23 protein-coding genes are annotated in these 26,048 nt (G+C 59.1%); 9 read left to right on the forward strand and 14 right to left on the reverse strand.

The genetic code is table 11. The annotated features are described in order from the left end of the window. Positions 1-16: 16 nt before the first annotated feature. Together QP908_RS07755 and QP908_RS07760 are read left to right on the forward strand one after the other, a co-directional pair. Positions 17-748 carry an AzlC family ABC transporter permease gene (locus QP908_RS07755; RefSeq protein ID WP_284772021.1) on the forward strand — a complete coding sequence of 244 codons (732 nt, stop codon included), beginning with the start codon at positions 17-19 and terminating at the stop codon, positions 746-748. After that, entirely contained in the window at positions 749-1,081 is a 333-nt protein-coding gene (locus QP908_RS07760) for a branched-chain amino acid transporter permease (RefSeq protein WP_239269576.1), read from the forward strand. It begins immediately after the preceding gene. Positions 1,082-1,088: 7 nt separating this feature from the next. On the opposite strand, the gene QP908_RS07765 is transcribed toward QP908_RS07760, so the two are convergent. The 5 genes from QP908_RS07765 to QP908_RS07785 all read right to left on the reverse strand — a co-directional run bounded on the left by QP908_RS07765 (position 1,089) and on the right by QP908_RS07785 (position 3,999). Next, complete coding sequence (locus QP908_RS07765) at positions 1,089-1,400, reverse strand: hypothetical protein (RefSeq protein ID WP_239269577.1); 312 nt, start codon at positions 1,398-1,400, stop codon at positions 1,089-1,091. Positions 1,401-1,406: 6 nt separating this feature from the next. Then, on the reverse strand, positions 1,407-2,381 hold the full coding sequence (locus QP908_RS07770; RefSeq protein WP_239269578.1) for a bile acid:sodium symporter family protein: 975 nt from the start codon (positions 2,379-2,381) through the stop codon (positions 1,407-1,409). Between the two features lie 131 nt (positions 2,382-2,512). Then, positions 2,513-2,878: a Rieske (2Fe-2S) protein gene (locus QP908_RS07775; protein ID WP_239269579.1), complete on the reverse strand. Its 366-nt coding sequence runs from the start codon at positions 2,876-2,878 to the stop codon at positions 2,513-2,515. Positions 2,879-2,995: 117 nt separating this feature from the next. Further along, complete coding sequence (locus tag QP908_RS07780; protein WP_239269580.1) at positions 2,996-3,211, reverse strand: catechol 1,2-dioxygenase; 216 nt, start codon at positions 3,209-3,211, stop codon at positions 2,996-2,998. Between the two features lie 308 nt (positions 3,212-3,519). Further along, positions 3,520-3,999: an SdpI family protein gene (locus tag QP908_RS07785; RefSeq protein WP_370658460.1), complete on the reverse strand. Its 480-nt coding sequence runs from the start codon at positions 3,997-3,999 to the stop codon at positions 3,520-3,522. A gap of 200 nt (positions 4,000-4,199) precedes the next feature. Between QP908_RS07785 and QP908_RS07790 the strand changes: the two genes are divergently transcribed. Next, positions 4,200-5,411 carry a dicarboxylate/amino acid:cation symporter gene (locus QP908_RS07790; RefSeq protein WP_239269581.1) on the forward strand — a complete coding sequence of 404 codons (1,212 nt, stop codon included), beginning with the start codon at positions 4,200-4,202 and terminating at the stop codon, positions 5,409-5,411. Positions 5,412-5,503: 92 nt separating this feature from the next. Here the strand turns inward: QP908_RS07790 and trpA are convergent, their stop codons facing one another. From trpA to QP908_RS07820, 6 genes are read right to left on the reverse strand one after another with little or no spacing between them, the layout of a single operon-like run. After that, positions 5,504-6,346, reverse strand: a complete 843-nt coding sequence (trpA, locus tag QP908_RS07795) for a tryptophan synthase subunit alpha (RefSeq protein ID WP_239269582.1) — start codon at positions 6,344-6,346, stop codon at positions 5,504-5,506. Between the two features lie 2 nt (positions 6,347-6,348). Beyond that, positions 6,349-7,551, reverse strand: coding sequence for a tryptophan synthase subunit beta (gene trpB / locus QP908_RS07800; RefSeq protein ID WP_239269583.1), 1,203 nt, complete (start codon positions 7,549-7,551; stop codon positions 6,349-6,351). Between the two features lie 2 nt (positions 7,552-7,553). Next, the gene (gene trpCF, locus QP908_RS07805; protein ID WP_239269584.1) at positions 7,554-8,981 is read right to left on the reverse strand and encodes a bifunctional indole-3-glycerol-phosphate synthase TrpC/phosphoribosylanthranilate isomerase TrpF; all 1,428 of its coding nucleotides are present in this window, start codon (positions 8,979-8,981) and stop codon (positions 7,554-7,556) included. Positions 8,982-9,004: 23 nt separating this feature from the next. Continuing rightward, a complete protein-coding gene (gene trpD, locus QP908_RS07810) occupies positions 9,005-10,024 on the reverse strand; it encodes an anthranilate phosphoribosyltransferase (protein ID WP_239269585.1) in 1,020 nt (339 codons plus the stop codon). Beyond that, entirely contained in the window at positions 10,024-10,671 is a 648-nt protein-coding gene (locus QP908_RS07815; RefSeq protein WP_239269586.1) for an anthranilate synthase component II, read from the reverse strand. Before QP908_RS07815 ends, trpD begins: the two co-directional genes overlap by 1 nt. Continuing rightward, entirely contained in the window at positions 10,668-12,194 is a 1,527-nt protein-coding gene (locus QP908_RS07820; protein ID WP_239269587.1) for an anthranilate synthase component 1, read from the reverse strand. Before QP908_RS07820 ends, QP908_RS07815 begins: the two co-directional genes overlap by 4 nt. A 310-nt stretch (positions 12,195-12,504) precedes the next feature. On the opposite strand from QP908_RS07820, the gene QP908_RS07825 reads away from it, so the two are divergent. Further along, on the forward strand, positions 12,505-13,980 hold the full coding sequence (locus QP908_RS07825) for an NAD-dependent succinate-semialdehyde dehydrogenase (RefSeq protein WP_239269588.1): 1,476 nt from the start codon (positions 12,505-12,507) through the stop codon (positions 13,978-13,980). A gap of 220 nt (positions 13,981-14,200) precedes the next feature. Continuing rightward, entirely contained in the window at positions 14,201-15,385 is a 1,185-nt protein-coding gene (locus tag QP908_RS07830; RefSeq protein ID WP_370657797.1) for an MFS transporter, read from the forward strand. A gap of 26 nt (positions 15,386-15,411) precedes the next feature. Here QP908_RS07830 and QP908_RS07835 read toward each other — a convergent pair whose 3' ends face one another. The 3 genes from QP908_RS07835 to QP908_RS07845 form a co-directional block, all read right to left on the reverse strand. Beyond that, on the reverse strand, positions 15,412-16,044 hold the full coding sequence (locus QP908_RS07835) for an MOSC domain-containing protein (RefSeq protein ID WP_239269628.1): 633 nt from the start codon (positions 16,042-16,044) through the stop codon (positions 15,412-15,414). 1 nt (position 16,045) lies between these two features. Beyond that, entirely contained in the window at positions 16,046-18,631 is a 2,586-nt protein-coding gene (locus QP908_RS07840; protein WP_239269590.1) for a hypothetical protein, read from the reverse strand. A gap of 111 nt (positions 18,632-18,742) precedes the next feature. Further along, the gene (locus tag QP908_RS07845) at positions 18,743-20,326 is read right to left on the reverse strand and encodes an alkaline phosphatase (RefSeq protein ID WP_239269591.1); all 1,584 of its coding nucleotides are present in this window, start codon (positions 20,324-20,326) and stop codon (positions 18,743-18,745) included. A gap of 297 nt (positions 20,327-20,623) precedes the next feature. Between QP908_RS07845 and leuS the strand changes: the two genes are divergently transcribed. The 4 genes from leuS (at position 20,624) to nrdF (ending at position 25,871) form a co-directional block, all read left to right on the forward strand. Next, complete coding sequence (gene leuS / locus QP908_RS07850; RefSeq protein WP_284772022.1) at positions 20,624-23,470, forward strand: leucine--tRNA ligase; 2,847 nt, start codon at positions 20,624-20,626, stop codon at positions 23,468-23,470. Positions 23,471-23,473: 3 nt separating this feature from the next. Further along, on the forward strand, positions 23,474-24,208 hold the full coding sequence (locus QP908_RS07855) for a metal-dependent transcriptional regulator (RefSeq protein ID WP_284772023.1): 735 nt from the start codon (positions 23,474-23,476) through the stop codon (positions 24,206-24,208). Positions 24,209-24,344: 136 nt separating this feature from the next. Beyond that, a complete protein-coding gene (gene nrdI / locus QP908_RS07860) occupies positions 24,345-24,818 on the forward strand; it encodes a class Ib ribonucleoside-diphosphate reductase assembly flavoprotein NrdI (protein WP_023016373.1) in 474 nt (157 codons plus the stop codon). 39 nt (positions 24,819-24,857) lie between these two features. Continuing rightward, entirely contained in the window at positions 24,858-25,871 is a 1,014-nt protein-coding gene (nrdF, locus tag QP908_RS07865) for a class 1b ribonucleoside-diphosphate reductase subunit beta (RefSeq protein WP_284772024.1), read from the forward strand. The last annotated feature ends 177 nt before the right edge of the window (positions 25,872-26,048 follow it).

Here is a 26,048-nt window from a genome sequence, read left to right on the forward strand (position 1 = left end):
GGTTACACTGACCCGTATGCGCGAGGAAATCCACAAGGGCATTAAAGACACGTGGGCGGTGGCTCTCGGGCTAATTCCATTGGGCTTGGCTTTTGGCCTCCTGATGGTGCAATCCGGCTTTAGCTGGTGGTGGACGCCCATATTTTCCATCGTTATCTACGCCGGCTCTATGGAGTTTCTCGCCATCTCCATGGTTACCGGCGGTGTTTCCGCGCTGTCCTCGCTCCTTACCGGGTTTATGGTGAATTTCCGCCATATCTTCTATGGGCTAACATTCCCCCGCAAACGGATTAATTCCCCCGTGGGCAAGGCCTATTCCACCTATGCCCTCACGGATGAAACGTATGCCATCGTCTCGGCGCTCCCGCGCGAGGAGCGGCCTACCGGCACCCGCATTTTGAGCATACAAATCTTTTGCCAAATTCTGTGGGTAGGCGGCGGCATCGTTGGCGCGCTCGCCGGCCAGGTAATCCCCTCTTCCGTCGAGGGAATGGAATTCGCCCTCGTCGCCCTATTCGTTGTCTTGGCGATGGACTCCTTCCGCAACAATCAGGATCTGTCCCTACCGCTATCGGCCGCGGCCTTGGGCATCCTCGCCGCTTTCATCACCCCGGGGCAGCTGCTGATGGTCTCCCTGAGCGCCTATTTCTTGTTGCTCATCATTCGCTACCTGTCACCGCGCGCGGATAACGCGCTTACCTGGCGGCTGCAGCCCCTTCCCTCCACGACCGTGAAGGAGGATAACTAAATGCCGGACGGAGTCAGTTTAGGGGCGATTGCTGCAGTGCTCATCCCTGTAGGCATCGTGACCGTCTTATTGCGGGAGCTTCCCTTCTCCGCGAAGAAGTGGATGAAGGATAGCGAGTTCTTTTCGCTGCTGGGCTTGATGATGCCCGTAGGCGTCATGACCATCTTGGTGGTCTATGCCGTTGCCGGACAGGCGGATGGCACCGGCGGGCTGTGGCCGGTGCTCTTGGGCGTGCTAGTTACCGTCGGACTACACAAGTGGAAGCGCGATTCCGGATTATCCATATTCGGCGGTACCGCGTTCTACATGATCCTGGTGAACCTGGTGCTGTAGGCCGCGGCTAGCTAAGCCCAAACTTTGTGGTGGCTTCCGTCCACAGCGCTTCAAATTGTTCTTGGTCCATGTACTGGGCGCTAATATCCGGGAACTCATCGTAGGTATCGGGGTGCGGAACTACTTCTTGCGGCGTGTCCACGTTTCCCGTGGAACTATCCGGGGTCGCTACCCCGACCACGGAATCCGCGGGATCCAAAGCGATCATGCGGTGCATGCGGCAGCGTTGGGCGTCGTGTTCTTCTAATTCTGCGAGGTGGACCGCTGAGCCCACTCCTGGGACGGAAAGCTCGGTGCGCACATAAAGGTAATTAGCCATGGGCACTTAGTGTAGTTGCTCCTCGTCCTCCTGTGCGTACCGGGAGGCCAACACAGAACAGATCATCAGCTGCACCTGGTGGTAAATCATGAGCGGGAGGATCAATAGCCCGAGCGATGTCGACCCTGAGGCAAAGATGACCGAGGCCATGGGAAGGCCGGTAGCCAAAGACTTCTTAGAGCCACAGAACTGGATCGCGATGATATCGGCACGAGAAAATCCTAGCTTCCCGGAGATAAACCGCGTCAGCCACAACATGAAAATGACGAAGGCTGCGGCGAAAACCACGAGGAACACGATCTCCCAGATAGAGATGGAGGACCAGATTCCATCGACCACGCCCTTAGAAAATGCGGAATAGACCACCATGGCAATGGAGCCGCGGTCGACCACCTTTGTGGCCTTGCTCTGAGCGAAGTCCGCAATCCAGCGCCGGGTTAATTGGCCCAATATGAATGGCGCGAGAAGCAAGAGGGAGATTTCCCCAAAGACGGAGGTATCGATATGTAGGCCGGAACCGGTACCCATGAGCACCATGACCAGGACAGGCGTGATGAAGACGCCGGCCAAGTTAGAGGTTGAGGCGGAGACAATTGCTCCAGATACGTTGCCCTTGGCAATGGAAGTAAAAGCCACGGAAGACTGCACGGTGGACGGGACCAGCGTAAGGAATAGGATCCCCATGTACATATCGTCAGTGATGAACTCGGTAAGGGGCCGCAGGGCCAGACCGATGAGGGGATAAATCACGAACGTGAAAGCAAGAATCGTGATGTGGAGCCGCCAGTGCTTAAGCCCGTTTAGAGCTTCTTGGGTGGATAGCCGCGCGCCGTAGAGAAAAAACAACAGCGCGATCGCCACATTCGTCAGGCTGCCAAAGACGTCAGCGAAGGTGCCGCGGGCCGGTGCAATGATCGCGATTGCGACGGCCGTAAGGATGAGGACGATGAGCGGATCCGGCTTTTTAAGTCTGTGCAGCATGACCCAAAGTGTAAACCGTCTCGCTTGGTTCCACGAAAGGTAGTGCGGATAATTTTCTTCTGCGTACTCCCATTGAGTCTCATGGTTTCACGTGAAACGATGGGCGTAGAGGGTGAAGCGTCCGCGGGGATTTACGCTGTAGTGACCTTTGTACCCTCTTGGCTTACCCCAAATTCTTTGAGTGGGTCTCGGCCAGGTCCTTCAATGACCGAACCATCTTTCAGGTTATAGGACGTATGATGCGCCGTGCAGGTAGCAGTCATACCGTCGATTTCTGTAATGGGGTTTTGTTGGTGCGGGCAGGTTTGGGAGTAGGCCTTAAACTCCCCTTCTTTCGGCTGCGTGAAGATAACCCTGTCGACGATGATCCCGGAGCCTACTGGAATGTCCGTTGCCGCGATTTCCGCGGACGGTTCTGAGCCGCAGGCCGCGAGGTATGCACCTGCGAAAGTCGTAGCGGATCCGAGCAAGAACATGCGGCGCGAACAGATAGTCATAGCCTCTACTCTATCCTGAATGGTTCACGGCCGGAACATGATTTCGGCAACGGTTAATCATATTTCGGGGCAGCTAAAGTGAAATGGCTCAGTGTAGGTTTCACGTGAAACACGAAATTAGGACAGATTGCCGTTCCAGGTTGCGACCGGCCCAGCCTCGGTGGGTGTGAGTTCATAGGTGCCGGAATCTAGACCTATGTCATTAACGATGGGATGTGGCCCGTCCCCTCCTGCGGCGTGCGATTCAGGTTCGACGCGGTGGGAGTCGGCGACATAGGTACCGATGCTGAAGGTGGAAACGGCGATTGCGGCGAGGGCTGTGGTTTTCTTCATGTCTCCCATTGTCAACCCTTCCCCGCGTTAGGTGTAGTGGCGGAGCCGAGCTCTGCGGAACCTCTATGCGAGTTCTAGGAATGCCCACAGGAATCCCCGTAGGTTGAGACGCGCAACTATAGATGGAGTCCAACATAGGTACGAGTCGTTAAATACCCCCAACTTAATTTAGTTGTGACGAAAAGTGTGGGATTCCGTGGTTGGAATAATAACGTCACAGTGTCATAAAAACTCTCCCTGACCCGTCCCTGTGTGGCGCGATTGCCGGACAGGAAAGGGAGGGAGAAAGAAACTCAAAAGATAGTTATTTAATTATCAGAGTGGCGAGCGGCCTGGCGGAGGGCACCCAGATCAACCTCGGGTTGAGCGGCGGAGTCTGTGGCCTCCTCCCCACCGCAGCCTCCGGAGCCGCAGTTGCAGCTATCGCCACAACCATCGTCATCGGCATGCGCTTGCTCATAAAGAAACGCCGCGCGCGAGCCAAGGTTTGAGCCGACGGAAAGCGCGAGGATAGCGATTACGAAAGTGGTGACCGGAATAAGCCACATCCAACCTTCCGCGCGGAAGGCTACGACGCCGCCGAAAAGCAGCGAAACTCCGCCAAGGGCCCAGAAGGGGCCCGCAACGGCGTGGGCGTTATCCCACGCTTCACGTGACTTTCGGATCTCTTGTAAGCGCAAGCCGATGTATTTATTGCCGGGCAACCGCTTGGTGGCGGCGAGTGCGCCCACCGCGATAAGGAAAACGGCAAGGATTAAAAATATGATTCCCACTGCGACCATATCCATAGTTTAATCCTGCAACGCGATATTGGAAATTAAGCTACGGGGCTTGTGTCTTAAATATAAGGCGGCTCGGGTAATATTCAATTTGGATCGATCGATAGATATTCGCTCGATTTTGCACCTGCACCACGTTGTCTCTCCTTCCGTCGAACCACACACAAGTGAGTCCCCGGACTGGGAACACCTAACCTGATTGTGATTGCATGAATCTCAAGAAAATAGCGGACTCTCTCCTTTTCCGCATCGTTCTCGCCATCGTGCTTGGCATTGTCGTCAGCTTCTTTGCGCCCGAATGGTTCGGTCGAGCCTTTGCCACCTTTAACGGGCTCTTTGGTAACTTCCTCAACTTCTTCATTCCTGTGCTGATTTTCGCCCTTGTCGCCCCGGCGATCGCCGGTCTTGGCAAGGGCGCAGGAAAATGGTTGGGGGTTACGGCGGGCATCGCCTACGGTTCCACCATTCTCTCGGGATTGATTGCCTATGGCCTGGCACAGTGGCTCTATCCTTCGATGCTGGCGGGCCAAACCCTAGTGACCAACGTATCGGACGTGGACGAAGGCTCCCTCTCACCTTATTTCGAGGTGGAGATGGCACCACCGTTTGAGGTGATGACGGCGCTATTGCTTTCCTTCTGCATTGGTGTCGCCATGACGTCGGTGAAGTCCGATACGCTCTATACCGTCACCAAGGAACTGGAAAATGTGGTGGTTAAGGTCATTTGGGGATTCGTTATTCCCATCTTGCCGTTCTACATTTTCGGCATGTTCCTTGGCCTGGGTATGAATGGCAATATTGGCGACGTCCTTTCTGCCTTTGCGAAGGTACTGATCCTGGCAGTGGTCATGACGCTGGTGTACCTCGTGCTCCAGTATGTGGTTGCCGGTGCAATCGCAGGAAAGAATCCTTTTAAGGCCCTGCGGAATATGCTGCCGGCATACTTCACTGCATTGGGTACGTCATCTTCTGCTGCGACCATTCCGGTGTCTTTGGAATCCAGCTTGCGTAACGGCATTTCGAAGCCGGTCGCGAGCTTTGTGATCCCGCTGTGCGCGACAATTCACCTGTCCGGGTCCATGATGAAGCTGACGCTTTATGCCTTCGCCATCGTCTTTATGGCGAATATGGATATCAGTACTGGCACCGGCCTTGGCTTTATCTTCCTGCTGGGAATCATGATGATCGCCGCACCAGGCGTGCCGGGTGGTGCCGTTATGGTGGCCGTTGGCCTTTTGGCGGATATGATGGGCTTCGATGACGGAATGGTGGCGCTGATGATCGCCGCTTATATAGCGATTGACTCCGTCGGCACCGCAGCGAACGTGACCGGCGATGGTGCCATTGCGATGGTCGTCGATAAGTTCGCCCGCGATAAGGTCGATACTCTCAATGAAGAAGAGGCGGAGACTGCGGCCTAGTTTCCCGTGAAACATTTGCGCCCCCTGGCTTCCCCACCCAACAAATGTGGGAGGAAGCCAGGGGGCTTTTTGGCGCTACCGTCCGGAAGGCTCTAACGCTTGGTCGCTTCCTTCATCGCGGAGATGAAGTCGGTCAGCTCAGCGTGCAAGGCATCGGCATCCTCGATCGTCCCAGCGGCACCGGTTTCACGTGAAACATGGCGGTCGATGATCTTGGTGATCGCGGACCCAGTAATGGCGCCCGCGGCGTTTGCGGCGATGGCATCGGCGACGTGCTGCGGTGAGGAGATACCGAAACCGAGCAGCACCGGTGGACCATCAAAGCGCTGAATGCTGGCGACGACCTCGTCGAGGCCGGTGGTCTCGGATTCCTTCTCGGTTCCCGTGACGCCATCACGGGAGATGGCGTAAATATATCCCTGTGAATGCTCGGCAACGCCGGCGAGCGTGCGCTCCGCGGCGCGCGCGGGGGCGATGAAGATGGGGTCGATACCGGCTTCTTTTGCCGCGGCGATGAATGGGGCGCCTTCGCGTACGGGGACATCGGGAAGCAAAATGCTATCGGCGCCAGCGTCCGCGAACTCCGCATAGAATTGCTCCACTCCGCGGGCGAAGGCAACGTTCCCATAGATCAACATGCCGATGGGCAAATCAGGGAACTCGGAACGAATCGTCCGCACCTGATCCAAAGCACTATCAAGAGTTGCTCCCCCATCGAGGGCGCGGATATGCGAAGCCTGGATGGTGGGACCATCCGCCACTGGGTCAGAGAAGGGGACGCCGAGCTCCAAGGCGTCGGCCCCGGCGGCGACTGCGGTCCGGATGATCTCCAGGCTGGCCTCAGGGGTCGGATCGCCCAGCATGATGAAAGGGACAAACGCGCCCTCATTCTTCTCACGCAACGCGGCAAAAAGCTTATCATAACGGCTGCCCATGATTAGTTCTCCTTGAGTTGCAGTTCGGGGTGGGATTCCAGCGTGTGGCGGACATGGTCGATGTCCTTATCGCCGCGGCCAGATAGTGAGACCAAGATGGTGATGTCCTCGTTTTTGCGTTTGAGGGCATAGGCCAGCGCGTGGGAGGATTCGAGGGCGGGAATGATGCCTTCCTTCTTGGACAAGAGTTGGAATGCCTCTAGGGCCTCGGCGTCCGTGATTCCCACGTATTTTGCTCGGCCGGTTGCGTGAAGGTGCGCGTGCTGTGGGCCCACGCCGGGGTAGTCCAAACCCGCAGAGATGGAATAGGATTCTTCAACCTGACCGTCAGAATTGCGCATGAGGTAACTGCGCGCGCCGTGGAGGATGCCCACGGTGCCGTTGTTGATGGTGGCTCCGTGTTCGCCGGAGTCGAGGCCCGCACCGCCTGGTTCGGCGCCGACCAATTCCACCGCGTCCTCGTCAATGAAGTCCGCGAACATGCCGATGGCGTTGGAGCCGCCGCCCACGCAGGCGACGACGAGATCGGGAAGGCCGCCCGTCTTCTCGATCAGCTGCGCCTTGGCTTCGGTAGAAATGACGCGGTGGAATTCGCGCACGATGGTGGGAAATGGGTGCGGCCCCGCCGCGGTGCCGAGCAGGTAATGCGATTCATGGAAGGTAGCGGTCCAATCGCGCAGGGCCTCGTTGACGGCATCCTTCAGGGTTCCGGATCCGGTATCAACGGGGATGACCTTCGCGCCCATGAGTTCCATGCGGAAGACGTTCGGTTGCTGGCGCTGGACATCCTTGGCGCCCATGTAGACCACGCATTCGAGATCGAGCAGCGCACACGCTAATGCCGTTGCCGTGCCGTGCTGGCCCGCGCCGGTCTCGGAAATGATTCGCTTTTTGCCCATACGCTTTGCCAGGAGGGCCTGTCCGAGCACTTGGTTGGTCTTGTGTGCCCCGCCGTGGACGAGGTCTTCGCGCTTTAGGAAGATCCGCGCCTTCCCGCCGAGCTTTTTTACCTCGGTAACGGGGGTTGGACGACCCAGGTAGTCGCGCAGCAATCCGGCGAGCTCTTCGCGGAACCTGGGATCATTTTGGGCATCAACAAACGCCTGCTCCAATTGATCCAATGCGGGGATGAGGGATTCCGGGACGTATTGACCGCCGAATTCCCCGAAGTACGCGGGAAGGAGTGTTTCACGTGAATCGGGCATGGTTAATCTTTCTTGTCTGGTTGGTTGAATAATTGGATGGTGCGGAAGGTTTGAGAAATCAGGGCGGCGTCTTTGTTCCCGGGGCGCGTTTCTAATCCTGAATTCAGGTCGAGCCCAGCGGTACCCACGCGGAGCGCGCCTTCCAGGTTGTCTAGACTGAGGCCCCCTGCCAGGAGGCTGTGAGCTTTGATGTCTTCCGGGATCGACGCCCAATCAAATCTTTGGCCGGTGCCTCCCCTACCCGAGTCGAGCACGAGGCGGTCCACACGCGCGGCGAGTTCCGGCGCCATCTCTATCCACTGGGGGTTGGTCATGTCGATGGCCCGCCAGACAAACTCGGCATCGGTGTCCGCGAGCACCGCGCGGGCACGCTCGATCAGCGCCAGCTCGCCATCCAAGTTGCCCTGGAACGGGGCGTGCAACTGGATTCCGGATAGCCCGCGGGTCGCCGCCGCGGCCCGCAACTCTGCGGGGTCGTCGCTGCGGCTGACTGCTACGAAATCCAAGCCGTGCTCGGCGGCGATGATTTTCTCGGCGGTTTCACGTGAAACATTGCGCGGGGAATCCGGGGCGAAGATGAGCCCTCCGTAGCGGGCACCGGCGGCACGGGCGGCTTGGGCCGTGGAGGTGGCGGTGAGCCCGCACACCTTATTCGCGCCGAAGAGCAGATCCCGGGCGGCGCGGTCGATGTCCTCGTGAGAGGTGAGTTGGGAGCCGACGAGGAAGGCATTGGCGTGGGCACCTAAACGCCGGACGGTGTGGTTATCGCGGATACCGGATTCGGAGACGACGACCTTATCGTCAGGCACGTACCCGGCGAGTTGCTCGGTGCGGGAGAGGTCGATGCTCAAGTCATGGAGGTTGCGGTTATTAATGCCGATGATCTCCACCCCGAAGGATAGCGCCCGGTCCACCTCCTCCTTGGTGATGGCTTCAGTCAGTACATCTAGTCCTAATTTATCCGCCAAGGACTTCAGCTGTGCAAAAGTTTCATCATCCACGATGGACATCATGAGCAAAATCGCATCCGCGCCGTAGTAGCGCGCGGCATAGACCTGAACCGGATCGACGATGAAGTCCTTGCACAAAACCGGCAGGTGCGTGGACTGGGCTACGGTCTGGAGGTGATCGTAATCCCCGCCGAACCGCTCCGGCTCACACAGCACGGAAATGGCATTCGCGTAGCGGGAATAGACGCGCGCGATTTCGCCGGGGCGGTAATCCTCGCGAATCATTCCGAGTGATGGCGATGCAGACTTGCACTCCATGATGAAGCGATTGGTGCCATTGAGCGCCGCAAAAAGCGAACGCCGAGACGGCTCAAGCTTGTCCACATCTACGTGGGCGATGCGCTCGCGAATGCCGGCAAGGTGAGTGCGGCGCTGAGCCACAATCCCCTCGAGCACCGTCGGCAGTTTCTGTTTTGTCATTTCTTTTCCCTCGTGTGGCCTTCTTAGTATTCCGCTTGCTCGTGGGTGCGCAGCCAGCGGTCCACGTCCCCGCTATCGATGAGCCCCTTGGCGTGCGCGACGCCCTCTGCAATGGAGGCCGTGGTGCCACCCAGATAAAACATTGCCCCAGCCGATGCCACGACAGCGTCATAGTGCGCCGGCTTACCCGAGCCATTAAATATGGCGCGCACGTGCGCGGCATTATCTTGGCCGTCGCCGCCGGCAAGCTCACTGAGCTCATGCTTGGCGATGCCCAACTCCTCCGGCGTTAGCTCATAGTGTGAAATCTCGCCGTCCTTTAGCTCCCAAACCTGGGTGGTGCCGTGGGTGGCAATCTCATCGGTACCAGCGCCGTGGACGACGAGCGCCCGCGTGCGCCCCAGCTCCCGGAAGACTTCCGCGATCATGGGACCCTGGGCGGGGTTGGCGATGCCCATGATCTGTAGTTTGGGGCGGCCCGGGGAGAGCAGGGGTCCCAAGGTATTGAAGATGGTGGAGACCCCGAGCGCCTTGCGCACCGGTTGCACGTGAGCCACTGCGGGGTTGTAGGCCGGAGCGAAGAGGAAGGTGAAATTGGAGGCCTCGAATTGCCGGACGGCGCGGTCCACGTCCAGGTCCAGGGGAATATTCAGTGCCTCGAGCACATCGGCGGAACCGGACTTGGAGGAAACGGACCGGTTGCCGTGCTTGACCATCCTCACTCCCCCAGCGGCGGCAACCAAGGAGGCCGCCGTAGTGATATTGATGGTATTTGCGCCATCGCCGCCCGTGCCCGCGGAGTCCATGAGTCCCTCGCCGGTAATGGGAAAGGGGTGTCCAACTTTCAGGAATGCCTTGGCGGCACCCGTGATATCCGCGAGGGTTTCGCCGCGGGTGCGGATATGTGTGAGCAACGCGGAGATCTGAATATCGTCATAATCACCCACGGCAACCGGGGTGAAGACCTTGGTGGCCTCCTCCACGGTGGGTGCGGGATTATCCAAGAAGGCTTGCAGCGTTTTCAATGGGCTTTGGTTCGTCATTAATGCTTTGGCTCCATAGTGGGATGGGTCGATAGTCGGTGGATGCAACGGTCTAGCATGTCTGGGCCACGGGGCGAGAGGATTGACTCGGGGTGGAATTGCATCCCTAGTGCCATCCCATCGTCCGTTTCTGCCGCCATGGCGATGGTCCCGATCTCTGCCTCCGTCTCCGCGAGCACCCGCATGCCGGCTGGCACGCGCGTGCACCCCAAGGAGTGATACCGGGCCACGGGGACCTGGGTGCCGGGGACGCAGGGCTGGGCGGGATCGGCATCGGTGGCTAGGCCGGCGAAGACTGGGTGGGCGGTGCCGGCATCGGTAAGCGTCATAGGTATGGACTTGCCGTGCACGGGGCCGCACGGCCCTACCCCGCCACCGTGGTATTCCAGTAGCGCCTGGAAGCCCAAGCAGACGCCGAGGATGGGGATGGTGCCCAAGGTGGCACCGATAAGCTCCATTATGCAACCAGCATCGCGCGGGTGGCCGGGGCCTGGGGAAAGGACAATAATATCGGGCTCGGCCGCCAGCACCTCCGCGACGGAGACGCTGTTGCGGTAGACGGTGGTGCGGTAACCGGCGAGGGCATCGACGAGGTTATAGACAAAGGAATCGTGGTTATCGAGCAAGACCACGTGCGGTGAATTCATCGCTGTACCTCCAGGGTGGCGTTGTGCGCGAGGGCAATGGCGTGGAGAACGGCATAGGCCTTGTGCAGGGTTTCATCGGCTTCGGATTGCGGGATGGAATCGTGCACCACCCCGGCACCAGCTTGGACGGCGGCCGTACCGCGGTGGACGAAGGCGGAGCGAATGACAATGCAGGTATCCATGGCGCCGTCGCCGCGCAGGTACCCCACTGCGCCGCCGTAGGAGCCACGGCGCTTGTGTTCGGCCTGGCGGATGAGCTCGCTGGCGCGCAACTTGGGTGCGCCGGTCAACGTTCCCATGTTCATGCAGGCGCGGTAGGCATCGAGGGCATCGAAGTCCTCGTGCAACGTGGCGGTCACGCGGGAGACCAGGTGCATGACTCGTGAATAGCGGTCTACTTGGAGCAGGTCTGCCACCCGCCGGGTGCCGGGTTCTGCTACGCGGGCGAGGTCATTGCGCGCCAGATCTACCAGCATGGTGTGCTCGGCTAACTCCTTGGTATCCGTGCGCATTTCTAGCTCATTGCGGATATCCAATTCATCGTTGATCGTGCCGTCCGGGTTGAGCCCGCGGGGCCTAGTTCCGGCAATGGGATAGAGCTCCACCTGCCGCGTCTCTGGGTCAAACTTCAAATTGGATTCCGGTGATGCGCCGAAAAGCTCATAACCTTCTCCCCGGAGATAGAACATATACGGCGAAGGATTAGTCTCCCGGAGCTGGCGATAGGCCGCGAAGGCATCGGGGCAGTCCACCGTGAAGGTGCGAGCGGGGACGACCTGGTAAATATCGCCAGAGTCAATATTGCCCTTGAGCCGCGTCACCTGCTCGCAAAACGCGGCATCGTCAATATCCGCGGTCGCCCTCAAGGTCTCCACGGGCTGGTCAAGCGCCGGATTCTCTATCGCGTCGATGGGCGTGGCGGCCAAGGCGTCGAGCCTGTCTTCCAAGCGGGCTCGGTCGATATCCCAGCCCTCTACCCGCGCCGTCTTCGTTAGGTGGTCCACCGCAAGGACAGTTTGGGCGACGAGGAATTCATAATCGGGAAACGTATTGGGCCCCTCGCCTACCTCAGGCAGGTTTTCAAAAGTGGCCAAATAGTCATAGGCAAAGCCGCCGGCGACGAATGGCAACAAGGGCGAGGAATAGGAATGATCGCGCTGCAGCGCGCGGAGGATATCGGCCGTCGATTCATCTAGGAGCCGTTGCCGTTCATCAGACTCGCTGGAGGGCGAGAACTCAAAGACAATTTCCGTGGTTTCACGTGAAACAATCCGGTTTGTAAAACGCGAGTACAGCATGGTGATGAGCTGCTCCCCCGCTGGGCTGAGTGCGAGGACGCGAACTCGCTGGCCGGTGCAGGTCACTCTCGCCGCGGCATCGAGCACGGCCAGGCACGTGAGGTTTTTCTTGGTTTCAATATCCGCGCTTTCCAATAACAAGGAATCGCTCGATCGCGCCAAGCTATGAAATAGCGCTGAGGCATCCCGGCAATAGGCAATATCGCGGGTGGCGGTGTATGTCATTGCAGTGCCCTTTCAGGAGTAACTGAGGAACAGAGTGCGAGGGACCCGGGGTATCCGCGAGCAAAGGCACTGAAAACGCCGAAAGGCCCGCAGAATGCGAGCCTAAAAATGGGGTGCGAAGAAAGGCCCGCGAGTTACGCGCGCCACCACCAACGAGTAGTCATTTTCTTCATGGGCACTAGCCTAGCCTAAATTTCTATAGCGTGGAAGAAACAAGTGAAAAATATTCAATCGGTATCTAATGAGTGGTCTTCGCGCCCGTTAAGGGTAATGTGGTGCAGGTCAATATCTTCAAGAAAGGTGACGATAAGTGAGTATTAATATCGACGAGGTAATTGCAAAGGTCCCCACCCAATTGCTTATTGGTGGTGAGTGGCGCGATTCCACCTCCGGCGAGACTTTTGACGTTGAAAACCCAGCGACGGGCGAAACGCTGGCGACGCTATCTTCCGCAAACTCGGACGATGCGATTGCTGCCCTCGACGCTGCCTGTGCCGTGCAGGATGACTGGGCGCGCACCACGCCGCGCGAGCGCGCGGAGATTCTGCGCCGAGCATTCGATCTAGTACAGGAGCGGGCAGATGAATTCGCCGCCCTGATGACGCTAGAGATGGGCAAGCCCTTCGCGGAAGCTAAGGGCGAGGTCACTTATGGCGGCGAGTTCCTGCGTTGGTTCAGTGAGGAAGCGGTGCGCGATTACGGTCGCGCCGCAACCGTTCCCGAAGGCACGCTGCGGATGATCACTCGCCGCAAGCCGGTGGGCCCCTGCCTTCTGATCACCCCGTGGAACTTTCCGTTGGCCATGGCTACTCGCAAGGTGGCTCCTGCGGTGGCAGCGGGTTGCACGATGGTGCTCAAGCCGGCCAAGCTGACTCCCCTGACTGCGCAGTACTTTGCGCAAACCATGATCGATGCTGGGCTTCCAAAGGGCGTTCTCAACGTCGTTGCCGGCAAGTCTGCATCTGCAATTTCGGAGCCATTGCTTGCCGATGACCGCTTGCGCAAGCTTTCCTTCACCGGTTCTACCCCAGTGGGCCGGACCCTTTTGAAGGGCGCGGCCGATAACGTGCTGCGTACCTCCATGGAACTGGGCGGCAATGCCCCATTCATTGTCTTTGAGGACGCAGATATTGACCAAGCGGTCCAGGGTGCGATGGGCGCCAAGATGCGCAATATCGGCGAGGCCTGCACCGCAGCTAACCGCTTCTTGGTCCACGAGTCTGTTGCTGAGGAGTTCTCTGAGAAACTCGTTGCGGAGTTTGAGAAGCTCAATCTGGGCAATGGTATGGACGAAGGTATTACCTGCGGACCTCTCGTCGAGTCCAAGGCTTTGGAGAGCATTGCGGCATTGGTGGACGATGCTGCAGAAAAGGGCGCTACCATCGCCACCGGCGGTAAGCGCGGGGACGGTGCCGGATACTTCTACGAGCCTACGGTGATTACCAATGTTTCACGTGAAACACGCGTCGCCCAGGAAGAGATCTTCGGTCCAGTCGCCCCGATTATCACCTTCAGTACCGAGGAAGAGGCGCTCGAGATCGCCAATGATACCGAGTACGGTTTGGCATCTTACGTCTTTACCGAGAACTCGGACCGCCTGTGGCGCATCGCTGATGGCCTAGAGTTTGGCCTGATGGGCTTCAACGCCGGCGTTATCTCTAATGCCGCTGCCCCCTTCGGCGGAGTGAAGCAATCCGGAATGGGCCGCGAGGGTGGCGCGGAAGGTATCGAGGAATACACCTCCGTGCAATACCTAGGCATCCGCGACCCTTATGCCAACGCTTAGGCCTTTAGCCGGCAACGCAATCACTGTTTAGCGCGCTTATAACCGTGTTTGATTAAACATTTAAGTGCGTGCGGCGTATACTCACTCCCCGCATAATTGTGATTGCTTTCCTTCTCCCCGCACGCGGCCCTTCTGGGGCCGTGCGCGGTTGGGAGGATTTTTTATTTTTTATTTGGAGTGAGTCTTGTCAACAACGAATTCAGCGGCAGCTCAGCCGCCATTGATTACACCCACGTTCCTATTGGCGTGGGTGGCTAATTTTGGCCAGTTCCTTGTCTTCTACCTAACGGTGACGACCATGGCCCTGTATGCCGTCGAAAGCTTCGGGGCGTCCGATACCGTCAGTGGTTTTGCCTCCAGCGCCTTCGTTTTGGGCGCGACCTTCATGCGCATCGTCTCCGGCTGGTTGGTGGACCGCGTGGGGCAAAAGCACGCCGCCCTGACCTCGCTGGCCTTCGTCAGCATCGTGACGGTGGGCTATTTCGTGGCGCATAACGTGGCCGTCCTGATCCTGGTGCGCCTGCTTCACGGCGCAGGCTATGCGCTGACCTCTACGGCGCTGATGGCCGTCGCGCAATCCGTCATCCCCCAGCAGCGCCGCGCGGAAGGCACCGGCTACTTCGCCTTGGGCACCACCCTTGCCACCGCCTTCGGCCCGGCAGTGGGCTTGTTCTTGGCCAATAATATTGGCTATAACACCCTCTTTGCGGTCGCCCTAGGTTCCAATATCGTCTCCCTCGTGCTGGCGCTCGTATTGCGCTACCCGGCGGAGCTCGATGAGGAAAAGCCGGCCTTCAAGCTGCGCAACGCGGTGCACCCCAACGTGTTGCCGATCGGCTTTTTCATGCTGCTTGTGGGCATCGCCTACTCCGGTGTGGTCACCTATCTCAATGCCTATGCGCGCGAAGAGGACCTGGCCGCCGGCGCCGGCCTCTTTTTCATCGGCTACGCCGTAGTCATGCTCATCATGCGCTTCTTCTTGGGCCGCATCCAGGACCACAAAGGCGATAACTCGGTCATGTACCTGGGCCTGGTGTCCTTCGCCATCGCCCTTATTATCATGGGCTTTCCCAGCAATGACGTGATGCTCGTGGTCGCGGGTGCGTTTACGGGCATGGGATACGGCACGCTAAGCCCCGCCTGCCAGGCCATTTCTGTACGCTCTGTATCGGCCGCCCAGATAGGCGCGGGTATTTCCACGATGTTCCTCTTGATGGACTTCGGCATCGGCCTCGCCCCCTTCGGGCTTGGCCCCATCGTGAGCGCCACCGGCTTCGATACGATGTACCTCATCCTGGCCGGCCTCATCGCCGTAGCGGCGGTGTACTACTACATGGTCCACGGGCGCTACCCCAAGGCGAAGGCGCCCGTCGTCAGCGCCACAGAGGGCACGCAGCCGGCTTAAAGGCGCAATGAATTTTGGCTCCGGGTTTATACCCGGAGCTTTTTTGCGTGCTGGGGCGGCAAGCACTTGGCATCGACCACGCGCCGGGCCAGCGCTCGGTCCCCCATCTTGGCCGCAAATGCCATGCGCATGGTGATATCGTGCGCGGGAGCGGGGCCGCGGGTGATGGCATCCCCCGCAGAAATGCGCCCGGGCGAGATGACGCGGAAGTACACGCCGCAATCACCGCGCGCGGTCCACCGCTTGAGCCAGCCCTTTTCCTGCACCCAGCCGGAAAAGGTAGCGCACGGCTGGCGGGGTATGGAGACCTCGAGCGTGGTCGTACCGATGTGGAGGCGTTGATTGATAAGCAGCGCGGAGAGATCAATACCGCGCGTGGTGAGGTTCTCCCCAAAAGACCCTGAAGCCAGCGTGCGGCCCAGCGAATCCTCCCAATAATCCAATTCCTCGCGGGCATAGGCATAAACCGCCTTGTCACTTCCACCGTGGTGATCGCTATCGCCGATAGAATCACCGCGCACGCCAGAACCATCGCCGTAATTTGGTCCGGGAGCGGAGATATCGATGAAGTCTTGCGGGCGCTTGTCGATGCCCGAAAACTCATGCCTCCCGCTCGGATCCGGCCTGCGCACGGCGACGTTGGTGGAAATAACCTGCATATCAGTCACTGTAGTCGCGGGTAAGTGCCTCCGCAGTGAGAATATCCCGGTAAAACAGCTCCGGGGCCAGCGAAACCGCCTCCGCGAGCTGCGGGAGGGCGTTATCCAGCGCGGAGGCCACGGCTGGATCGGTGAGCTTCCCATTGGCCACCCCTCGCGCGGTAATGGCAAAAACATAGGAAATAAACGGGATCCAGGCAGAGCCGCCAAGATCCGTGTTTCCATCCCCGAAGGCGTCCAGGGCGAGCAGGGTGTGCAATACCGACTTATCTACGCCCAATTGCTGCAGCGTCACCCGCAATTGCAGCGCGGTAGAGCGCAGGTTGGACATGGTCCCCAGGCGGGTCAGCGCCAAGTCGTTATCGAAGCACTCGCGCAGCGCGGCGATGCGGTGGGCGTCATCGCACAGCTGCGCGCTGTCAGTAGCGGGCGTTGGGGCCTCGCCGGTGGCGCTCATGAGCAGCATGGGGCGGGTGACATCGTCTACGCCCGTAGTGGCCGTCCGCCACAGCGAGGGGGAGCCGGAGTGCTCCACGTGGGCCTGGTTGGCATCGGCAAGCGCGGCGAGCACGGAAGACGGATCCGTGGCCTCTTCCCCATCGCTGTTAAAGGAACTGGTAATCAGGCCCGTGCGCACCAACGCGCGCATGCGCTGGCCGCGCGCGAAGTCCACCTGCATGAGCGCATCGAGGCTGGCGCGCGGATCAGCCTCGATGTCCTTGATAACGCCCTCGAAGGTCTCCTTGGCCTTGGGGGCAAGGCGGCGCAGGGCGGCATAGGTCTCCCACGTGCCGGCGGTATTCTCGCTCTCGCCATCGTGGAAGATGATAAGCGAGCTCGCCGGCGGGTACTGCGGGGCGGCGAGATCGCTGGCCGGTTCATCCTCGCGGAAGTCCACGATGAGATCGCCCGCCTCGTGCAATTCCTCCGGCAGCTCGAAGCCCTCCTCAACCGGCTCCAAGGGCAGCGGCTCGCTGGCGGGGTTGCCAAGCGGCCACGCCCAAGCCAAAAGCTCCACCTCTTCCTCGTGGGTTTGCTCGGGCATAAGAATGCCGTCTTCGATAGTGGCGCGGGCGACCAGCGGCGTCTTGCGCACCGTGGCGATGGCGGCATAGATAAGGTCGCTTGCCGCGGTTGCCTCGTATTCCATCACGCGGCGGTCCATGCTGCGCTTCAAGTGCGCCGCGCGCTCCTTATCCGGCAGGCCCTCCAGGTACTCCTCGTAGGACAGCGTGGACCACAGGAGGTAGAGCTCCAGCGAGGACTTCTTGGTCAGCGCGGCCTTAAGCGCGCGATTCGGCACGGAGAGAGTATTGGTCGCCTCCGTCGAGCCATTGGCAGTAACGAGATCCCGGATCTTCTGGTTCTTATCAATGACCACGAATTTCGCCAGCGGCAGCGGCTCCGGTGAGTGCACCGTAAAGAGTGCATCCGCATCCAGCTGATCCGCCAGGATGACTTGCTTGTCCATATAATCCACGGGCTCGGCCGCGGTACGCTTCACGCGCGTGCGGATGGTCGCCGGAATGACCTCAAAGGTCAGCTCGTAGCCGGCCTCGCTGCTGATGGTCTCCTCGCGCACCGATTCGTCTTCGCCAAATACGCGTTGGCCCTTTTCCATGTGAATGGGCTTATCGGAAGACGAGGCCAGGGCATAGCTAAACGGCGAGAGGTTACCCAGCGCGTCGATGAAGCGGAAGTTGGTGCCGCGGGGCCCCTCGTTCTTGGAGCGCATGTGGAGCGTTTCGGCAAAGTTGAGATAGTGGACATCGACAAGCTCCTCGCCCTTAAACAGGCTAAAGCGATACCGGCCCACCCAGGGGTCTTCGAAGACGTCGCCGGGTAGAACCTCATGGATTCCCTCCGGCAGCTCATCTTCTAAGATTTCTTCCTCTTCCCCACCGATGGGGACATAGGTCAGCTGCAGGTGAAGTGGGGTATTGACCAAGAGGCGCGGGGATTTCGTGTACACCAGCTCGCCGTCCAGCCCGCGCGCGTTGGGCAGGGACTTGACCGCCATATCCCAGGAAAAATCCGCGCTATCCGCAACGGTGATGGTGGCCTTGTCCTGGCGCGGCACAGCAATGGAGAAGGAATCTTCTGCCGCTAGCTCAAAGATGGACCAGCCTTCCCACGCGCCATGCGGGCGCGGCTGGCTATCCGGGGTAGGTGTTAGCTGCGTGCCGTTCGGCGCGATGAAGGTGTACGCGCCCTGCGGGATGGGCTGCGTGCTATCGACGGGGCGGTGCGCGGAATCGAGCAGCAGGCCGCCATTGGCAATACCCGCAAACTCCAGGGTCTGCTCCGCAAACGTTACGGCAAGGTGGGTAAAGGGCTGTGGCATGGAAACCCACAGGCCAGGTTCTTCACCGGCGACGTAATAAAACTTGCGGGTGACCTCCGTACCATCCAATAGCTGCGTGGCCACGGTCCATTGCGGGTCTTCTGGTTCATAGGCCGCGCCCACGGCTGGCAGGTAAAGCTCTAAAGTATCGGTATCCGGCGCGAGGCGAAGATGCGGGACCCCCTGAAAAACCGCCGCGTCTAGAAAAGATGATAGCTGGCTACGAAACTTCTCCTGGCTCATTTACACCAGCCTAGATCATTTTTGAAAAGATGTGGATTCTGCAGGCAGAGGCCAAAAAGGCTTTCACCACCGCCGGTGATGAAAGCCTTCGCGCGCGATTAATCGCGTGGATTAGTGGAAGAAGTTACGCCACGCATTCGGGTTGATGGTGATGATGCCCAGCTTTTGCGCCAAGAAGGCAATGGCCCCGATGGCCAGCGAGGCGATACCGGCGCCCGCGATGCCGGCGAGGAGCCCGCTCTTGGAAGAGCCGTCATCGCCGTTGTCATTGTTGCCGGGCTGATCGGATGCAGAATCGTCTGCCTGGTCGTTGCCGCCCTGGTCATCGTGCTTGATCCACCATTCATTCAAGGTGAGCTTGGCCAAGGTGGTGTTATCGATGTAGTCACCGCGCACAGGATCGGTGTGGGTGGCCTTCGCGCGAAGGGCCTCCGAGCCAGCACCCTGGAAGAAGAATGGGACGACCTGGTTGGTGTGCTGCGTGGAGTACCACTGGTGGCCAGAGGGCAAGGTGTTGTTACCGCCACCGTTCATGGAGTTGAACTTGCCCTCAGAGCGCTCATTGGCACCGGAGAGGTATCCCGTTTCGTGGTCAGCGGTAACCACCAACAGGGTCTCGTCCCAGGAGGAGTTTTCTTCTACCCAGTCGATGGCGGCATCGACGGACTTATTGAAGTCCTGTACCTCTTCGATATCGCGGGCAGATTGGTTGCCGTGGCCGCTCCAGTCGATGGCACCGCCTTCGATCATGACGTGGAAGCCCTCGTCATTTTGGCCCAGCGCGTTGAGGGCGCCGGTGGTCATGGTGGGAAGATCCACGACATCGTTAAACGGAATGTCAAAAGGCTCCGCTGACTCGCCGGTGCGCCCCTGCTGCAAGGTCGAGGCCACAGGCGCCAGGCCGAAGTACTTCTCCCCCGCCGCGACCTCGCCTTGGGCCAAGGCCTCAAATTGCTCCTTGGTTTCGGCGTAGTTCCAGTCGGACTCGCCGGAAGACAGCTTGTTGTAGACCTCTTCAGATAGGTACTTGTACTTGGCCTCATCCTTCTTCTTATTGTCATCGTCGTAGAACGAGTGGCCGGCACCCATGATGACATCAAGATCAGAGTTGAACATCTCATCCGCAATCTCCAGGTAGTTATTGCGGGAAATGTTGTGCGCGGCCCAGGCAGCTGGGGTGGCGTGGCTAAACGGCACGGAGGAGACCACGCCGGCGGATTTTCCGGCCTTCTTGGCGCGCTCGGAGGTGTTTTCCTGCTCGTGGCCGTAATCGTTCACGCCCAGCTTGCCGTTATCGGTCTTCACGCCGGTGGACATGGCGGTGCCGGCAGCAGAGGAATCGGTGTATCCCTTATCCACGTACTCATGGCTAGCCCACGCTTTTTGTGGGTCATAGGAAGAGTTATTTGGGTAGGTGGTCATGGACAGGCGGTTGAAGTCTTCGAAGCGCTGCACGGATTCGCCGTCGAGTTCTTCTGGACCTTCGGCGCTAAATGCGCCATCGACCAGGTACTTGGATTGGCCGGTTTCGTAGAGGTTATTAAATGCCACGTGGCCGTAGCCCATCCCATCACCAATCATGTAGATGATGTTCTTTGGGCCCTGGGATTCGGCGGCGGTGGCTGGGGCAATTGCGCCAGCGGTAGCCACGGTTGCGGCTACGGCAGCGGCGCCAATGCGGAGAGAGGTGCGCATGAATTGTCCTTTGTGGAAGTGAGAGATGAAGAGATGGTGGCTTTGCGAGCAAGAGAGAAGTAACCCAGACATAGCTGGGTGCAAAGCCTTGAATTGAAGATAAAGGCGTGGTTTAACCATGAAAGGAACTGGGCGTTAATAGCTCCTAAACACCGCCGGAACATCTCGTGGCGGGCCTTAGTCCTTGCCCCACTCCCCCTTCGTCACCGCCAGAGTGCCAGCCCGGTGCCGGATTAGTGAAGCAAAACCCACCTCTGCCTACCCCGCGCCGGGCTGGGGCTATTACACTGTGTGTTTATGACTAAACCGAGCGATTCCACGTCGTACCGCTACACCCCTGAGCTGGCGAACCAGATCGAAAAGACTTGGCAGCAGTATTGGAAGGACCACGAGACCTTTAACGCGCCGAACCCGGTCGGTTCGCTAGCCACGGGTGCGGGCGAGCTGCCCAAGGAAAAGCTCAATGTGCAGGACATGTTCCCCTACCCTTCCGGTGCGGGCCTGCATGTGGGGCACCCGTTTGGTTATATCGCCACCGATACCTACGCCCGCTATAACCGCATGCTGGGCAAGAACGTGTTGCACACCATGGGCTACGATGCCTTCGGTTTGCCGGCCGAACAGTACGCCATTCAGACCGGTACGCACCCGCGGACCACCACGATGGCCAATATCGACAACATGCGCCGCCAGCTGGGCATGCTGGGCTTGGGCCACGATCCGCGCCGCTCGGTGGAATCCACGGATCCTGAGTTCTTTAAATGGACACAGTGGATCTTCCTGCAGATTTATAATTCTTGGTTCGATGAAGAGCAGCAAAAGGCCCGCCCCATTGCTGAGCTCATCAAGGAATTGGAGGCCAATAAGCGCACCACCAAGGACGGGCGCTACTACGAGGACTTGTCCGCGCAGGAAAAGGCCCAGGCCGTCGATGAGTTCCGCCTGGTGTACCTGTCCAACTCCACGGTGAACTGGTGCCCGGGCCTGGGTACCGTCTTGGCCAACGAGGAGGTCACCGCGGAAGGCAAGTCTGAGCGCGGCAACTTCCCGGTCTTCCGTAAAAATCTGTCCCAGTGGATGATGCGCATTACCGCGTATTCGGATCGCCTGCTCGATGATCTGGAGCTGCTGGATTGGCCGGAGAAGGTCAAGTCCATGCAGCGCAACTGGATCGGTCGCTCCCGCGGTGCGGAGGTAACCTTCCCCGCGGAAGGCTACGGCATCGACGTGTTTACCACGCGCCCAGATACGCTCTTTGGCGCGGAATACGTGGTCTTGGCACCGGAGCATGAGCTTGTCGATGCCCTCTTGTCCCCCATTCCTTACGACGATGACGTGGACGAGCGCTGGACCTACGGCAACGATGACCCGAAGGAAGCCGTCGAGTCTTACCGCGCGGATATCGCGGCAAAGTCGGACCTGGAGCGCCAGGAAAACAAGGAAAAGACCGGCGTATTCTTGGGCACCTATGCCATCAACCCGGTCTCCGGCAAGCGCATCCCGATCTTCATCGCGGACTACGTGCTGACCGGCTACGGTACCGGCGCCATCATGGCCGTTCCCGCGCACGATACGCGCGACTATGAGTTTGCCCAGGCCTTTGGCCTGCCGATTACGGAGGTCGTCTCCGGCGGCAATATCGAGGAAGAAGCCTGGACCGAGGACGGCGCGTTGGTAAACTCCGCCAACGATAATGGTCTGGACCTCAATGGCCTGAATAAGGCGGAGGCCATCGCCCAGGCCATCGAATGGCTGGAAAAGGACGGCTCCGGTCGCGGCAAGATTCAGTACAAGCTGCGCGACTGGCTCTTCGCCCGCCAGCGCTACTGGGGCGAGCCCTTCCCCATCGTCTACGACAAGGACGGCATGGCTCATCCGCTGCCAGAGTCGATGCTGCCGGTGGAGCTGCCCGAGGTGGAAGACTACAAGCCGGCCTCCTTCGACCCAGAAGATAAGGACTCGGAGCCGCAGCCGCCCTTGGCCAAGGTCCGCGACTGGGTAGAAGTAGAGCTGGACTTGGGCGATGGCCCGCAGACCTACTACCGCGATACCAACGTTATGCCCCAGTGGGCGGGTTCTTCCTGGTACCAGCTGCGCTATATCGATCCCCGCAATAGCGAGGCCTTCTGCGATATCGAAAACGAGCGCTACTGGACCGGCCCGCGCCCCGATGAGCACGGTGAAAACGATCCGGGCGGCGTGGATCTGTACGTCGGCGGCGTCGAGCACGCCGTGCTGCACCTGCTCTACGCCCGCTTCTGGCACAAGGTGCTCTTTGACCTGGGCTTTGTCAGCTCTCAGGAGCCATATCGCCGCCTGTACAACCAGGGCTATATTCAGGCCTACGCCTATACCGATTCCCGTGGCGTGTACGTCCCTGCGGCCGAGGTAGAGGAAAAGGACGGCAAGTTCTACTACAACGGTGAAGAGGTCAACCAGGAGTACGGCAAGATGGGCAAGTCCCTGAAAAACGCCGTGGCCCCGGACGATATCTGCCGCGACTTTGGCGCCGATACCCTGCGCGTGTACGAGATGTCCATGGGCCCGCTGGATACCTCCCGCCCGTGGGCGACCAAGGACGTCGTCGGTTCGCAGCGCTTCCTGCAGCGCCTGTGGCGCCTGGCCATCAATGAGGACACCGGTGAAGTGGCTACTACCGATGCCGAGCTCACCCAGGATGATCTGAAGCAGTTGCACCGCACCATCGCGGGCGTGCGCGATGATTATGAGAACCTGCGCCTGAACACGGTGGTGGCCAAGCTCATCGAATACGTCAACTACCTGACCAAGACCTACCGCACCGAGGCACCGCGCGCGGCGGTGGAGCCCATCGCCCAGCTGGTCTCCCCCATCGCCCCGCACATTGCGGAGGAACTGTGGCAGCGCTTTGGCCACGATGAGACCATCACCTACGAGCCACTCCCCTCATTTGAGGAGAAATACCTGGTAGATGATGAGATTCAGGTGCCAGTCCAGATCAACGGCAAGGTTAAGTCCCGCATCAACGTCGCGGCCGATGCTGACCAAGACGCCGTATTCGAGGCTGCTTTTGCCGATGCCAAGGTGGCTGACCTTACCTCCGGCAAGAACGTGGTGAAGAAGATCTACGTTCCCGGCCGGATGGTGAACCTGGTGGTTAAGTAACCAATGAGCGTGGACGTCTCGGGCCTCTCGCCGTCCAATCAGGACTACCTCAAGGCCCTGTTTAAGCTGGGCGAATGGCACGACGAGCCCGTGACGGTGAAGATGCTCGCCCAGCACATAGGCGTTCGGCTCTCCAGCGCGTCGGATGCGGTGCGGCGACTAGAGAAAAAGGGCCTCGTCACCCATACGCCGTATGGTGCCATCGGGCTGAGTGCCGAGGGGCGTGCCTTTGCCCTTGCCATGGTGCGGCGGCACCGCCTCATCGAGACCTTCCTGGTGGAATCCCTGCACTACCGCTGGGACCAGGTCCACGCGGAAGCCGAGCAATTAGAGCACTGCGTCTCCGATTTCTTTCTGGAGCGCATAGACGCTGAACTGGGGTTCCCGCGCCGCGATCCGCATGGAGACCCCATCCCCAGCGCCGCGGGTGACTACCCCGCAGACTATGCCGCGACCCCCGCGTCCGAGCCAGGAGATCTGCGCAAACTCAGCGATTTGGAGCCTGGCGAGGCCGGCGTAGTCGACCGCATCAGTGATGCGGATGCCGATCTGCTGCGCTTTTTCAGCGAGAATAACCTGACCATCGGCGCTGCCGTGAGCGTGCGCGAAAGCCAGCCCTATTCCGGCGGGATGGTAGTGCGCGTAGAGGGCAACCAGAACGAGAATGCCCAGAATGAGTATTCCGTGGCGTTTTCTTTGAGCTCCCATGCAGCCCGCGCCGTGTGGGTGCGCATGTAACTTTCCTACCCCTCCTCTTTTTGGAAGTTGGGTTATTTGCGCATGTCAACGGTGGTTAGTTGCGACGTAGTTAAAAGTACGTTAGATCTGTAGTTGAAGCAGAAAGTGCGCTTCGGCGCAGCCACTAAGGAGCGAGATGACTACAGCCTCGACGCCACCCTGCGGCACTAAGACCGCCGCTAATCTTGTGTATTTTTCCTCGGTCAGTGAAAATACCCACCGTTTTGTCCACAAGCTGGGCTTTCCGGCGGCACGCATTCCTTTGCGGCCGAAGCGCGAAGGAATGCTCTATGTCACCGAGCCCTTTGTGCTCATCGTCCCGACCTACGGTGGCGGCAATATCAAGGCGGCGATTCCGGTGCAGGTGCGCCAATTCCTCAACGTTCCGGAAAATCGCGCACTCCTGCGCGGCGTCATCACCTCTGGAAATACCAATTTTGGTGAAGCGTATTGCTGCGCCGGGCCACAGATAGCCCGAAAGTGCGGCGTGCCTGAGCTCTACCGTTTTGAGCTGCTCGGTACCGACCGCGATGTTGCCCGCGTACGGGAGGGGTTGCAGGACTTCTTTGCGCACCACCTCTACCCCACCGCCCACGCGTCCATTGCCTGATGGCTAGGGCCTCGAAGACAAAGAAAAGAGAAAATACCGATGAAATATCAAGAGCTCATTGAGCGATCCCAAACCCCGCCGCATTTTCGCCACGATGCCTCCACCCCGTTGCGCCCAGTGAACTGGAATCGCATCTGGGATGATAAGGATTTAGAGGTGTGGAACCGCCTGACCTCGAATTTCTGGCTGCCGGAGAAGGTCCCGCTTTCCAATGACCGCAATGACTGGTCCCGCATGGACCCAGCCGAACGAGACCTCACCATCCGCGTATTTACCGGGTTGACCCTACTGGATACCGTGCAGGCGACCGTCGGTGAAATCAGCCAGATTCAAGATGCCCGGACTGAGCATGAGGAGGCTGTTTATACCAATATCGCCTTCATGCAGGCGGTGCACGCGCGGAGTTATTCCTCCATCTTTTCCACCCTGGCCAGCACCGAAGAGATCGAAAAATCCTATGCGTGGGCCGTGGATAACCCAGTGCTGCAGCAGCGCGCTACCAGTGTGATGGTGCATTACTACGGCGACGACCCACTAAAACGCAAGGTTGCCTCTACCCTCTTATCCTCGTTGCTGCTGTACGCCGGCTTCTATCTTCCACTGCACTTTAGCGTGCACGGGAAGCTCACCAATACCGCTGACATGATCAGGCTCATCCTGCGGGATAAGGCGGTCCACGGTTACTACTCCGGATACAAGTTTCAGCGGGGACTGGACCATGCTACGGAAGCTCGCCGCGAAGAAATGCACGAATTCACCTTTGACCTGGTGCGCAAGCTCTATGATCTGGAGATGCGCTATTCCGGCGAGCTCTATGAACCGTACGGGCTTATGGATGATGTCGCTACATTCGTGCGCTACAACGCTAATAAAGCCCTGATGAATCTGGGCTATCCCAACCTCTTCCCGTACGAGGAATGCCAGGTCAACCCGAAAATCCTCGCGGCACTCACGCCAGGATCGGATGAAAACCACGACTTCTTTTCGGGGTCGGGGTCCTCTTATATCATCGGCAAAGCCGTAGAGACCTCCGATGCCGACTGGGATTTCTAAAATCAACAAGCCTCCACGCGAAAGGACACACATCATGAAACTTCTTGTACTCGTTGGCAGCCTGCGGCGGGAAAGCATTGCGAAGAAGATCGCCAACCATTGACGCGCGACGCTATTTAGTACCGGTAGGGCGGTATCGAGTACCGACCGGTGCGGATATCGGGTACCGGGGGTAGT

The organism is Corynebacterium sp. MSK204 (genome assembly GCF_030229885.1).
GTDB lineage: Bacteria > Actinomycetota > Actinomycetes > Mycobacteriales > Mycobacteriaceae > Corynebacterium.